This is a genomic window from Clostridium sp. TF06-15AC (genome assembly GCF_003481165.1).
In the GTDB taxonomy this organism is placed as follows: Bacteria; Bacillota; Clostridia; order Lachnospirales; family Lachnospiraceae; genus Otoolea; species Otoolea fessa.
In genome coordinates this window covers 78,063-91,022 of record NZ_QUKS01000003.1, presented here as the reverse complement: position 1 = coordinate 91,022, position 12,960 = coordinate 78,063, and the positions used below count along the sequence as shown (strand labels likewise).

Below are 12,960 nucleotides of genomic sequence, written 5' to 3'. Positions count from 1 at the left end.
TATTTAAATGCGAAGCTACGGCAAATTCCGTTACTGGGCACGTATGCGTGAACAATAACATTTTTGCAATCTGATAAGATTGTATGAGAGGATGGGAGAAAGTATGAGTCCATCTTTGGAAAAATATGAGAAAAAGCGTTTGAGGCGAGGAAAAGGATGGGCTGATTCAGGCAAACAGATTATATCAGAGAGAAAAGTGATAGAAAAAATAGAAGAAAATAATAGATGACCTGCAGAGAAATAAAAAAGAGAGTAAATCATATATACAAGGAGGTACATGAAATGGAAAAGAAGGAAGAAAAGAAAAAGCCGTCCGGCTCATTCTCAGAAGTCTGGGACAAGCGCGGACAGGAGACGGACGCAGCCAATGATTTCCGGAAGAAAATCGAGATGGAGATCACCGAGGCACGCCCGGGCTATGCAGTTGGAGAGATTGTATTGAAACCGTGGCATATGAATATCTTAGGTATCGTGCACGGCGGCGTCCTGTATTCACTGGCGGATACCGTGGGCGGCACCGCAGCGATGACTGGTCGCGACTACGCAGTCCCGACCGTGGATGGCACGATCCATTATCTGAAAGCTGGAAAAAACACATCCAAAATCATCGCCCGGGCGCAGGAAATACAGAATGGTTATGCATTTTCGGTGTGCGAATGCAAGATTTATGATGATAAGGAGACGCTGCTGGCATCGGCGACGATGACGTATTATCATTTGAGGAGGAGGTAGAGCTGCAAGATACAATTACAGCTCTATCACACTCCCATCCTCCGGTACCAGCAAATCCCCGTGATAATAGGCTTCCCCTTCAGCGCGGTACAAAGCAGCGCGTTCCGGATAAGTCTTATCTTCAGTGTGCCACAGAATCAAATGCCGCGCACCGAGGCGTTCGGCGAGTTCGCAGGCATCTTTGACGGTGCTGTGGTGTTTTTCATAAGGGGAGAAGATTTCCCGGTCACGGTAGAGGCAGAAGGCTTCGTGGAAGAGCCAGTCGGCGCCTTTGGCAAATTCTTCGCAGAGCGGGTTCAGCGGTTCGTCGCCCGGGCAGCAGACGATCTTGCCGTCCGGCAGCACAGCGCGGAAGCCGAACTGGCGCGCCTTGGTCGAATGAATGTCGAAGAAGGTGACTTCCATATCGAGAATCTGCCGGGTTTCGCGGTCAGAAACCGGGATGAGCTGGATCGGATCGCCGATCAGGTCGCAGAATTTTTTCTGGAGTGTCAGGCGGCAGAAGGTCTGAATCGTGTCGATCAGCCCGTCGTGGCAGTAAATATGAAAAATTCCCTCATAATTTCCCTTTTTGATGGCAGTGCCAATCATCCGGATCATCCAGATCACGCCGAGAATGTGGTCGGTGTGTTCGTGTGTCACGAAGAGATGGTGGATGTGGTTTAATGGAACCTGCATTTCTTCCAGAATCCGCAGGATGCCATTGCCGCCGCCGGCGTCTGTCATGAAATATTCCTCGCCGGAGCGGATGGCGAAGCAGGTATTATAATAACGTGTCATCGTGGCGTTGCCGGTGCCAAACACGTAGAGAGTGTGTGGTTGCGTCATGAATGTTCCTCCTGTATTTATGTATGGAAAAATATGTTTCTGTTCACGAGTAGGCACTTTTGGAACCGAAAGTGCCGAAAATATATTTTGACCCTGATCTGAATCTATGCTACTATAAATCTATCAAAAAGGCAAATGCAATGTAGATAATGTGCTGTTTACCCAAAGCGAGCGCGACGATAACGAGTCACGACAAATATCCCGGCAGACAGCGCAGTTTGGGAGCTGATAACATGAGGGATTTAGCATATTTGAAGCTGCTTTCGCGGGAGTATCCGAATATCCGGGCGGCGGCGAGTGATATTATTAATTTACAGGCAATCTGTGGACTTCCGAAGGGCACGGAATATTTTTTCAGTGACCTGCACGGTGAGCATGAGGCGTTTATTTATCTGCTCCGCAGTTCGTCGGGTATCATCCGGGAGAAGATCCGCGAGACATTTGGACATATTATTTCGGAGGAGGACGAGGTACGGCTGGCGAACCTTATCTATTATCCGGAAAAAATGATCAATCAGATCAAACAGGCGAACGAATACACGGAGGACTGGCAGAAGACGGCGGTGTACCGTCTGGTGCAGATCTGCCGGGAGGTTTCGTCGAAATACACCCGTTCCAAGGTGAGAAAAAAGATGCCGAAGGAATTTTCGGGTGTGATCGATGAGCTTTTATATGTCGATAATACCGATGACAATAAGACGGAGTATTACAGCGAACTCATCAATACCCTGATTGACGTCCGGGTGGCGGACAGCTTTATTGTCGTGATCTGCAGCCTGATCCGGAGTCTGACGATCGATAATCTTCATATCTTGGGCGATATATTTGACCGTGGTCCGAGACCAGATATCATTCTGGAGGAACTGATGCATTTCCATGATGTGGATATCCAGTGGGGCAATCATGATATTTCGTGGATGGGCGCGGCGACGGGCAACCGGGCGTGTATCTGCAATGTTTTGCGTATGGCGCTCGGTTACAATGGATTTGATGTATTGGAGGACGGCTACGGAATTAACCTGCGCCCGCTGTCGATGTTTGCGGAGCGCGTGTACCGGGACGATCCGTGTACCTGTTTTCTGCCGCAGATTCTTGACAAAAATATTTACGATGCAGTGGATCCGAAGCTGGCGGCGAAGATGCACAAGGCGATCGCGGTGTTACAGTATAAGGAAGAGGGGCAGATCATCAAGCGCCATCCGGAGTACGGGATGGAAGAGCGGATACTTCTGTCAGCGATTCGTTATGACCGCGGCACGGTCACGATCGATGGAAAAGAGTATCCGATGCGCGACATGAATTTCCCGACGGTGGATCCGGCGGATCCGCTGCGGCTGACGGACGAAGAGGAAGAGCTGCTTCACACGCTGGAGCTGTCGTTCCGCCACAATGCGCGGCTGCATGAGCATGTCCGTTTCCTATATTCCAACGGAAGCATGTATAAATGCTGCAATTCCAACCTGCTCTATCACGGCTGTATCCCGATGACGGAGAATCGGGAATTTGACGGTCTGATGGTGGGCGGCAAGATGTACCGCGGCAAGGAATTGATGGATTTTATTGACACACAGGTTAAAAATGCCTATTTTCTTCCAGAGGACGCGCCGGAGAAGGAGGCGTGCCGCGATTTTATGTGGTATCTGTGGAATGGTGCGAAATCGCCGGTATTTGGAAAGGACAAAAACCGCAGCTTTGAGCATTATTTCATCGAGGATCCGGAAGTGATGAGAGAGACGATGAACCCGTATTACCAGCTCAGTGAGGAAGAAGAGACCTGCGATATGATTTTGAAGGAATTTGGACTTCCGACGAAGGGCTCGCATATCATCAACGGGCATATGCCGGTGAAGATTAAGAGTGGAGAGACACCGATCCGGGCTGGCGGCAAGCTCTTCATCATTGACGGCGGGCTGTCGAAAGCCTACCAGGAGCGGACGGGAATCGCCGGATATACGTTGATTTTCAATTCGCACCATCTCGCGCTTGCGGAACACAAGCCATTTGACCCGGAGCGCGAGCGGACGCCGAAGGTATATATTGTGGAGAAAATGCAGAAGCGCATCACAGTGGCGGATACCGATGAGGGCAAGGAGCTGGCGGGCCGCATCGAGGATCTGAAAGAGCTCTTGAAAGCGTACCGGAGCGGACTTTTGAAAGAGCGCGTGCGCTGAGGCAGTTGAAAGGGACGGGAACTGGAAGCTTGTTTCTTTCGGCTGGGTGAAACGGAAGAAACGGGACGGTTTGAGGAATAAGGAGACAAGATGAGAAAGACAGAGTTTTTACAGGAGCTTCGGGAGGCGCTGGACGGCGAGGTTTCGGCTTCAGTCATCCAGAGCAACATAAGCTATTACGATCAGTATATCAGCCAGGAGGCGGCGAAAGGGCGCAGGGAGGAAGAAGTGATCGAGGAGATCGGCAGTCCACGCCTGATTGCGAAAACCATTATCGACAGCAGCGAGGGCGCCGGGGAGACCGGCCAGGGCGGTTCGTACACTTCGGGAGACGCTGCCGGGAGCGGGCGCACAGCGTCCTCCTACAACGGCGGTTTTTCGGAGCGGGACGACAGCGGTCTGCCGCCGAACTTCCATTACATCGATTTGAACAAATGGTACTGGAAGGTGATTCTCAGCGTGGTGGTTATCGCGATCTTATTTGTGCTGTTTGCACTGGTCGGAGGTATTTTCACCATCCTGATTCATCTGGCGGGGCCGATTCTTCTGATTTGGCTGATCTATACAGTTATTAAGAGTATTTGGAAATAGAAAAGAACCCCTGCCGCCGGCTGTGAGGGATGACCGGAGCGGGGGTTCTTTTCTTGTTTTTTCGCAAACATATGGAGGTTTATTGAGTTGAAAAATGTTGTATTATGGAACATTTCAGAGGGAGTTTCCATAATACAAAAAAAGCACTTGTCATGCCGTCTTTGGCAAACAAATGCTTTTTAGCTGGGCTACAAGGATTCGAACCTTGAAAATGACGGAGTCAGAGTCCGTTGCCTTACCATTTGGCGATAGCCCAATGAATTGAACGATTTGTATTATACTGTAAGGAAACAGATTCGTCAACTACTTTTTTCGCTTTTTTGATAATTTTTTTTGTTTGGGCGGCTGCTGTGGCAGAAACCGCGCCATGCGTCCGGCAAATTCTGCAATATTCTGGGTCTGTAAGTAGACAACGTGGTTCGAATCGGATATAATGAGTTTCATGACAGAATGTTAAGGCAATATAGGACGAAACGGCAGATGGCGGATGCGCTAAGATGGTGCGGGGAGCCGGAAGCTGGAAAGGAAAAGAGAGCGATATGTATACATTTGACAGCCGGGTCCGGTACAGTGAGACGGATGAAGAGGGAAATCTTTCTGTAGTGGGAATCATGAATTATCTTCAGGATTGTTCGACGTTCCAGTCGGAGGATCTGAAACTCGGGATTTCCTATCTGAATGAGGAAAAACGGGCGTGGTGGCTGAGCGGATGGCAGATAGAGATTCTCAGACAGCCGCATTTTGGCGAGCGGATCCGTATTTCGACCTGGCCGTATGGGTTTAAGGGAATCTATGGCTACCGGAATTTCACGATCGAGGATGAGATGGGAAACCCGCTGGTGCGGGCGGATTCGACCTGGTTTTACTACGATCTGGAAAAAGGATGCCCGGTGCGGGTGCCGGAAAGCCAGTTGGAGGGCTACCAGATTGAAGATAAACCGCTTGCAATGCCGCCAGCGCCGAAGAAAATCCGCCTGCCTGAGACGTATGAGACGGCGGCGCCGGTCACGGTGGAACGCCATCATCTCGATACGAACCGGCACGTGAACAATGCACAGTATGTGGCGATTGCGCGTGAATTGCTGCCTGTGGACTTTGCACTCGGAGAACTGCGGGTGGAGTACCGGAAGGCGGCAGTGCTTGGGGATGTGATGTACCCGAAGCTGGCGCAGGTGCCGGAAGGATACGTGGTATCGCTGCAGGATGCGGAAGGTCAGGTGTATGCGAATTTGTGGCTGGCAAAGACTGGTTTGTAAAGAGTTTGTATGTAGCAGTGAAGAAGCTGAATCATTGCAGCCGAAGAAAGATTCGGCGTGGATTGTCTGCCAGTGAATGAAAAATGCAACCGTTAAATAAAAAAAGAGATCGGCAGAAAAGAGAGGACGAATGACATGATTGAACTGGGAAGAGTACAGGAACTGATGGTAGTGCGGGAGAAAAACTTCGGCGTGTATCTGGGACAGAAGAAAGATGACGCGGCGGCGGTCCTGCTTCCGAAGAAACAGGTGCCGGAGGGCACAAAAGTGGGCGATAAGCTCAAGGTATTTATTTATAAAGATTCCGAGGATCGCCTGATTGCGACGACCTCGATGCCGAAGCTGGAACTGGGCGGAACGGCGGTTTTGAAGGTCAAGGATGTATCGAAGATCGGCGCCTTTCTTGATATGGGGCTGGAAAAAGATCTGCTGCTCCCGTTTAAAGAGCAGGTATATCCGGTTCGCGCCGGGGAAGAGTGCCTGGTAGCGCTGTATATCGATAAGAGCGGTCGTCTGGCGGCGACGATGAAGGTATATTCGTATCTTTGCAGCGATGCGCCGTACAAGAAGGACGAGTGGACCGAGGGACGCGTCTATGAGATTAATGAAAATCTGGGTGTGTTCGTGGCAGTGGCAGACCGCTATTTCGGTCTGATTCCGAATCGTGAGCTGTATGGAAAATGCCGTCTGGGCGAGGTTTTAAAGGTACGCGTGACGAAGGTGCGCGAGGATGGAAAAATGGATTTGAGCCTGCGCGAGGTGGCGTACCGTCAGATGAATGCGGATGCCGAGGCGGTGCTGGCACGTCTGAAAGAAAAAAACGGCGTTCTGCCGTTCAATGACCGCGTGGAGCCGGAGATTATCCGCCGCGAATTTAATCTAAGCAAAAACGCGTTCAAGCGTGCGGTTGGACACCTTTTAAAAGAAGGAAAAGTAGAAGTAAACGAAGATTCTATCCGTTTAAAATAAAAGACAAAGGAGAGATTTGACATGAAGAAAGTAATCAGCACAACCAATGCACCGGCAGCGATCGGCCCGTATTCCCAGGCAATCGAGGTAAATGGAATGGTATTTGCATCCGGTCAGATTCCGGTCAATCCGGCAACCGGCGAGATCCCGGAGGGAATCGAGGCTCAGGCAGAGCAGGTTTTAACCAATGTAAAGAATCTTCTGGCGGCAGCAGGTGCTTCCATGGAGCAGGTTGTAAAGACCACCGTATTTATCCAGAACATGGATGATTTTGGAAAAGTAAATGAAATCTATGCGAAATATTTCGAGGGCGCATGCCCGGCACGTTCCTGCGTCGAGGTATCTAAACTTCCGAAGGGCGTCCTGATGGAGATGGAAGCGATCGCAGCAAAATAAGAATGAATCGCATATTTGGAAAATTTCGCCGGAAAAACAAGTTCCAGTCTGTGAAAATCCCGGCGTGTGAGGGCAAAATGACGAAAAAATTCACTTTTTTTCGTCCGCCCTCTTTTTTTTTTCGTCACTTTGCTTTAAAATAAAGGGAAAGATCCGTCCAAGATTCAGATGGGGAACGGTTATGGTCCACAGGCACAGATTGCCGGAGGGGTAACAAACGGGTTTGGGGAATGACAGGTTGAAAGACCCGGAAACACAGCTGGACGGAGGATAAAAGAAAAGGAGAGAGGAATATGATTTCGAACCAGATACTCCAGACAAACATTGAGGGGTTAAAAGGAATTACGCGTGTCGATCTCTGTATCTGTGATACGGAAGGCAAGGTGCTGGCATCCACATTTACTGGCGCTGAGGAATATGAGAGTGCAATTCTGGCTTTCGTAGACTCTCCGGCGGACAGCCAGGTGATACAGGGATATCAGTTTTTCAAGGTGTTTGACGATCACCAGTTAGAATATATATTTCTTGCCAAGGGCGGAAGCGACGACGTATACATGGTCGGCAAGATGGCGGCATTTCAGGTTCAGAACCTGCTGGTAGCTTATAAGGAGCGCTTTGACAAGGACAATTTTATCAAGAACCTGCTGCTTGACAACCTGCTTCTGGTTGACATTTATAACCGTGCGAAGAAGCTGCACATCGAGACGAACGTCAAGCGGATCGTATTTATCATTGAGACGCAGCATGAGAAGGATGTGAATGCACTTGAGACCGTCCGCAGCCTGTTCTCGACCAAGACGAAGGATTTTATCACGGCAGTGGATGAGAAGAACATTATTCTAGTCAAGGAAGTGAAGCCGGGCGAGACGTACGACGATCTGGAAAAGACAGCCACATCGATCGTAGATATGCTCAATACCGAGTCACTGACACGTGTCAGCGTGGCATTCGGTACGATCGTCAACGAGATCAAGGACGTATCGCGTTCTTATAAAGAGGCGAAGATGGCGCTGGATGTAGGAAAGATTTTCTACAGCAGCAAAAATGTGGTCGCATACAGCAAGCTGGGAATCGGACGTCTGATCTATCAGCTGCCGCTGCCGCTGTGCCGGATGTTTATCAAGGAAATTTTTGATGGCAAATCGCCGGATGAGTTTGATGAGGAGACTCTTACGACAATCAACAAGTTCTTCGAGAACAGCCTGAACGTATCAGAGACTTCCCGACAGCTTTACATCCATCGCAATACCCTGGTATACCGTCTGGATAAGCTCCAGAAGAGCACGGGATTGGATCTGCGGGTGTTTGAGGATGCGATCACATTTAAGATTGCCCTGATGGTTGTAAAATATATGAAATACATGGAAAACCTGGATTATTAATCCAAATTGCTGTGGCGGGGAGGAAGATTGCCTTTGCCGCAGCAATTTCATTTGGAGAATTGAAAAAGAGGATTTACGCATGATAGAGGTTAAAAATCTCACCAAGACGTACAAGACGGGGAATAAAGCCTTAAAGGGAATCAATATTCAGATTCAGGACGGCGAGTTTGTTTTCATCATGGGACGAAGCGGTTCCGGCAAATCGACGCTTTTAAAGCTTCTTTTGAAGGAGCTGGAGCCGACTTCCGGCCAGATTATAGTCAACGATATGGATCTGGAAAAGATGCCGAGACGCTACATTCCGAAGTACCGCAGACGGCTGGGAATGGTGTTTCAGGATTTCCGTCTGTTGAAGGATAAAACAGTATATGAAAATGTCGCGTTTGCACAGCGGGTCATCGGCGTATCGCCCCGTGAGATTAAGAAAAATGTGCCGGAAATGCTCCGACTGGTAGGGCTTTCTTCAAAATATAAAGCATACCCGAACCAGCTCTCGGGCGGCGAGCAGCAGCGTGTTGCGATTGCCCGTGCGCTGATCAACTCGCCGGAGATACTTCTGGCGGACGAGCCGACGGGAAACCTGGATGTACATAATTCTATGGAGATCATGGAGCTTCTGGAGGAGATAAACCGGCGCGGGACGACGGTGCTTGTGGTAACGCACAGCCGGGAGATCGTAGCAGAGATGGGAAAACGTGTGATCACGCTGACGCGCGGCGTGCTGACGGGAGATCAAAAAGGCGGTATCTGGCATGAAAATTAGTACATTGATTTACTGCACCAAGGAGGGCATGCGCAATATCATCCGGAATATCTGGTTTTCACTGGCGTCGGTGGCGATTATTTCGGCATGTATTTTCCTGTTCTGTATGTTTTTTGGCTTGATTGCCAACGTACAGTATATGGTGCGGAATGCAGAATCTACAGTAGGAATCACGGTTTTCTTCAATGAAGATATGAGTGAGGACGATATACAGAAAATCGGGGATGAGATACGCGCCCGCGATGAGGTCAAGGAAGTAAAGTATGTTTCTGCCGAGGAGGCATGGGAGAATTTTAAGAAAGAATATTTTAAGGGAGTCGAGGATCTGGCAGAAGGATTTGCGGATGACAACCCGTTAGCCGGTTCGGCGTCCTACGAGATCTATCTGAAAGACATTGACATGCAGGATGACATGGTTGCATGGCTTGGCACGGTGCAGGGAATCCGGAAGATAAATTATTCGAGCGATACGGCGTCCGGGCTTTCGAGCTTCAACAAGATGCTGGGACTTTTGTCGGCGGTGATCATCGCCATTCTGCTGGCAGTTGCTATCTTCCTTATCAGCAATACGATCACGACGGCAGCTGCATTTAGACGGGAGGAAAACCGGATCATGCGCCTGATCGGTGCGACGAATTTCATGATCCGTGCGCCGTTCGTTGTACAGGGTGTGATGATCGGTCTGGTTGGCGCGCTGATTCCGCTGGCGATCACGTATTTTCTGTACCGCCAGGCGGTTGTATATATGATGGAACGGTTTGATATCTTGTCGAACCTGATTGAATTTATCCCGATTCAGACCATTTTTCCGAGCATGGTAGCCGTGGCGATGGCGCTGGGCGTGGGAATCGGTTTTGTCGGAAGTTTCTTTACGATCCGCAGACATTTAAAGGTGTAAGAAACATTGGCGGCTGCTGTAGGAGAATGCAGCGGCAGCGGAAATTTGCGGTAAAAAGGATGAGAACATGAAAAAACAGGGATTGAAAATACGTGCGGCTCTGTTCCTTGTGATGGCGGCGCTGGCGTCTTCCCCAGTGCTGACCTCGGTGGCGGCAGCGACGAAAAAGGATGTAAGCAGCGCCAAGGATAAGAAAAGCGCCCTGGAACAGGAGAAAATGAAGACCGAGGAGGCGATCAAAAGCCTTCAGGGGCTGAAAAGTAACACCGAGAGCTATGTCAAGGAGCTGGACACGAAGATGAATGATCTGCAGTCGCAGGTCACGAAGCTGGAAAATAATATTTCCAGCAAGCAGAAAAGCATCGATGAGACGGCGGTAAAGCTGGAAGAAGCGCAGAAAACCGAAAAAAAGCAGTATGCTTCGATGAAAATGCGTATCAAATATATGTATGAGAAGGGCGACAGCAGCTACTTAAATCTGCTTCTGGAAGCCCGTTCGCTCTCGGAGCTTTTAAACCGGGCAGAGTATGTTTCAAAGATTTCGGAGTATGACAGGAAGATGCTCGACCAGTATGTGGCGACGAAAGAGTCCATCGCGGACAGTAAGAAAAAGCTGGAGACGGAGAAGGCGGAGCTGCAGGAGATGAAGACGCAGACGGAGGCAAAGCAGGATTCGGTCCAGCTTCTCCTGAATGAGAAAAATAAAGAACTCCAGAACGTCAACGCGCAGATCGGCGAGAAATCAGCGCAGGCGAAAGCGTATGAGGACGATATCAAGGCGCAGGAAGCCAAGATCGCGCAGATGGAGGCGGAGATTAAGAAGAAGGAAGCAGAAGAGGCGGCGAAAAAAGCGGCAGAGGAAGCTGCCAGAAAAGCCGCCGCAGCGGGAAAGACGAATAATTCGACCACGAAAGGGAATACTGGCAGTACGACTACCACTTCGACGGGAAGTTCTTCGCTGCGCTGGCCGTGCCCTGCAAGCGGACGCATTACATCTGGATTCGGAAAACGTAAATCACCGACGGCGGGCGCGTCCTCGAACCATAAGGGCATTGATATCAGCGCTTCGACCGGCAGCAGCATCGTGGCAGCCGCCGGAGGAACGGTTTCGATTGCAACCTACAGTTATTCGGCTGGAAATTATGTTGTGGTCAACCATGGAAATGGACTTTCAACCGTGTATATGCACTGTTCCCAGCTTCTGGTATCGGCAGGGGATACGGTAAAAGCCGGACAGACGATCGCGAAGGTAGGTTCGACCGGATATTCGACAGGTTCTCATCTGCATTTTGCAGTCCGCAAGAACGGAAGTTATGTAAACCCTTCGAGCTATGTAAGTCCGTAGTGCGGAAAGTATCAGGTGGCTGCAAAAGATGAAATCCGGGTAACTGTTCAGTAGGTCTGCGCATTTACTGCGCTGACCGTACGAAAACATGGACCAGCAGGAAAAAATCCCATTGCCGTAGGCAATTTTTGATGGATTTTTGCGCGTGACTGTGAAGGTACTGAACAGTTACAAATCCGGAAGGAATAGACAGGAATCAGGAGGCATAAGAGATGGACAGTAAAAATAAATTCTGGCGCGGTGTGATGGTCGGTGTGCTGGTGACAGCACTGGTGTGTCTGATCACGGTCGGTGCTTCGGCGGGTATTTACATGTTTGGACGCCGTGTGATCGATAACCAGACACAGGTACAGGTACAGACCGAGGGAACACCGTCGCAGGCACAGGAGCCGGTCAATTTTGAGAATGTCACGAAAAAGCTGGAGCAGATACAGGATATTATCGATAAAAAGTACCTGTTTGAGGAAAAAATTGATACATCCGAGGAGGAAGCCGGCATTTATCAGGGCTTTTTGAGTGGTTTAAATGATCCGTATGCGGTTTACTATACGCCGGACGAGCTGACAAGCTTCCTGGATGAGACAAATGGTTCTTACTGCGGCATCGGCGCTCTGGTATCCCAGAATGTCCAGACCGGCGTCAGCACGATCGTGCGCGTCTTTGAGGGCAGCCCGGCCGAGGAGGCGGGCATCCTTCCGGGTGATGCGCTTTATAAGGTAGACGGCACCGAGGTGATTGGCATGGATCTGTCGCTTCTGGTCAATAATTACGTCAAGGGCGAGGAAGGCAGCCAGCTGACGATCACGGTTTATCGTGAAAATAGCGATGAGTACAAGGATATCACCCTGACCCGCAGACCGATCGATGTGCAGACGGTGTCAGGCAAGATGCTGGATGAAGAGATCGGATATATTTCCGTTGCGGAGTTTGACCGTGTGACTGCCGATCAGTTTAAATCCAAGATCGAGGAATTGCAGGGCGAGGGCATGAAGCGCCTGATCATCGATCTGCGGAACAACCCGGGCGGCGAGGTGACGACGGTTGTCTCAATGGCGGATTATATCCTGAAAGATGGCGGACGGATCCTGACCGTGGCAAATAAGAAGGGCACGGAGGAGACATACGACGCTGAGGATGGACACAGCCTGGAGATCCCGATGGTTGTGCTGGTAAATGGCAATTCCGCCAGCGCGTCGGAGGTATTTACCGGTGCGATGAAGGATTACGGCGTGGCGACGATCGTCGGAACGAAGACTTTCGGTAAAGGTATCGTGCAGACGCTGATGCCGCTTTCGGATGGAAGCGCGATCAAGCTGACGACCGACCATTATTATACGCCGAATGGAAATGATATCCATGGAAAAGGCATCGAGCCGGATCTCGAGGTGGAGCTGGATGAAGAGGCGGCGCAGGAAGTCGTGATTCCAGAGGAGAAGGATAATCAGCTGCAGAAGGCGGTTGAGGTTGTGAAGGGAAAGTAACTTCTTATTTACACGACCCCAAAACTTACGGCACTTTCGATTCCAAAAGTGCCTATCCGTGAACAGTAACTTTAAAAGTATCCAGAAAAATAAGTGCGTTAGATCCTGAAACAGCTTGAAAAAGTGGCAGTTTCAGGATTTAACGCTT

At 49.9% G+C, this 12,960-nt stretch carries 13 protein-coding genes and 1 tRNA gene; 12 read left to right on the top strand and 2 right to left on the bottom strand.

Annotation, left to right across the window (positions count from 1 at the left end):
• The first annotated feature begins 103 nt into the window (after positions 1–103).
• Both DXC57_RS15835 and DXC57_RS07870 read left to right on the top strand, forming a co-directional pair.
• Positions 104–229, top strand: coding sequence for a hypothetical protein (locus DXC57_RS15835; RefSeq protein ID WP_279221093.1), 126 nt, complete (start codon positions 104–106; stop codon positions 227–229).
• 53 nt (positions 230–282) lie between these two features.
• Entirely contained in the window at positions 283–732 is a 450-nt protein-coding gene (locus DXC57_RS07870; protein ID WP_182427328.1) for a PaaI family thioesterase, read from the top strand.
• A gap of 15 nt (positions 733–747) precedes the next feature.
• On the opposite strand, the gene DXC57_RS07865 is transcribed toward DXC57_RS07870, so the two are convergent.
• Positions 748–1,560: an MBL fold metallo-hydrolase gene (locus DXC57_RS07865; RefSeq protein ID WP_118651984.1), complete on the bottom strand. Its 813-nt coding sequence runs from the start codon at positions 1,558–1,560 to the stop codon at positions 748–750.
• 233 nt (positions 1,561–1,793) lie between these two features.
• Here DXC57_RS07865 and DXC57_RS07860 point away from each other — a divergent pair, with 233 nt between their 5' ends.
• Together DXC57_RS07860 and DXC57_RS07855 are read left to right on the top strand one after the other, a co-directional pair.
• The gene (locus DXC57_RS07860; RefSeq protein ID WP_022359879.1) at positions 1,794–3,731 is read left to right on the top strand and encodes a fructose-bisphosphatase class III; all 1,938 of its coding nucleotides are present in this window, start codon (positions 1,794–1,796) and stop codon (positions 3,729–3,731) included.
• Positions 3,732–3,821: 90 nt separating this feature from the next.
• Entirely contained in the window at positions 3,822–4,322 is a 501-nt protein-coding gene (locus DXC57_RS07855; RefSeq protein ID WP_107001476.1) for a DUF1700 domain-containing protein, read from the top strand.
• A 183-nt stretch (positions 4,323–4,505) separates the two neighbouring features.
• On the opposite strand, the gene DXC57_RS07850 is transcribed toward DXC57_RS07855, so the two are convergent.
• Positions 4,506–4,578: transfer RNA gene (locus DXC57_RS07850), tRNA-Gln, on the bottom strand.
• 283 nt (positions 4,579–4,861) lie between these two features.
• Here DXC57_RS07850 and DXC57_RS07845 point away from each other — a divergent pair.
• The 8 genes from DXC57_RS07845 to DXC57_RS07810 all read left to right on the top strand — a co-directional run bounded on the left by DXC57_RS07845 (position 4,862) and on the right by DXC57_RS07810 (position 12,812).
• Positions 4,862–5,578 (top strand): acyl-ACP thioesterase domain-containing protein, encoded by a 717-nt coding sequence (locus DXC57_RS07845; protein ID WP_118522683.1) that lies wholly within the window; start codon positions 4,862–4,864, stop codon positions 5,576–5,578.
• Positions 5,579–5,713: 135 nt separating this feature from the next.
• On the top strand, positions 5,714–6,547 hold the full coding sequence (locus DXC57_RS07840; protein WP_022359882.1) for a S1-like domain-containing RNA-binding protein: 834 nt from the start codon (positions 5,714–5,716) through the stop codon (positions 6,545–6,547).
• Between the two features lie 21 nt (positions 6,548–6,568).
• Positions 6,569–6,943, top strand: a complete 375-nt coding sequence (locus tag DXC57_RS07835) for a RidA family protein (RefSeq protein ID WP_118293414.1) — start codon at positions 6,569–6,571, stop codon at positions 6,941–6,943.
• Positions 6,944–7,236: 293 nt separating this feature from the next.
• Entirely contained in the window at positions 7,237–8,325 is a 1,089-nt protein-coding gene (locus tag DXC57_RS07830; protein ID WP_118651982.1) for a helix-turn-helix domain-containing protein, read from the top strand.
• 79 nt (positions 8,326–8,404) lie between these two features.
• Positions 8,405–9,088, top strand: a complete 684-nt coding sequence (gene ftsE / locus DXC57_RS07825) for a cell division ATP-binding protein FtsE (protein WP_022359885.1) — start codon at positions 8,405–8,407, stop codon at positions 9,086–9,088.
• Positions 9,078–9,986, top strand: coding sequence for a permease-like cell division protein FtsX (gene ftsX, locus DXC57_RS07820; RefSeq protein ID WP_022359886.1), 909 nt, complete (start codon positions 9,078–9,080; stop codon positions 9,984–9,986). The genes ftsE and ftsX overlap by 11 nt, the downstream gene beginning before the upstream one ends.
• Positions 9,987–10,053: 67 nt before the next feature.
• Positions 10,054–11,331, top strand: a complete 1,278-nt coding sequence (locus tag DXC57_RS07815; protein WP_118651980.1) for a M23 family metallopeptidase — start codon at positions 10,054–10,056, stop codon at positions 11,329–11,331.
• 212 nt (positions 11,332–11,543) lie between these two features.
• Positions 11,544–12,812: a S41 family peptidase gene (locus DXC57_RS07810; RefSeq protein ID WP_022359888.1), complete on the top strand. Its 1,269-nt coding sequence runs from the start codon at positions 11,544–11,546 to the stop codon at positions 12,810–12,812.
• Positions 12,813–12,960 lie beyond the last annotated feature (148 nt).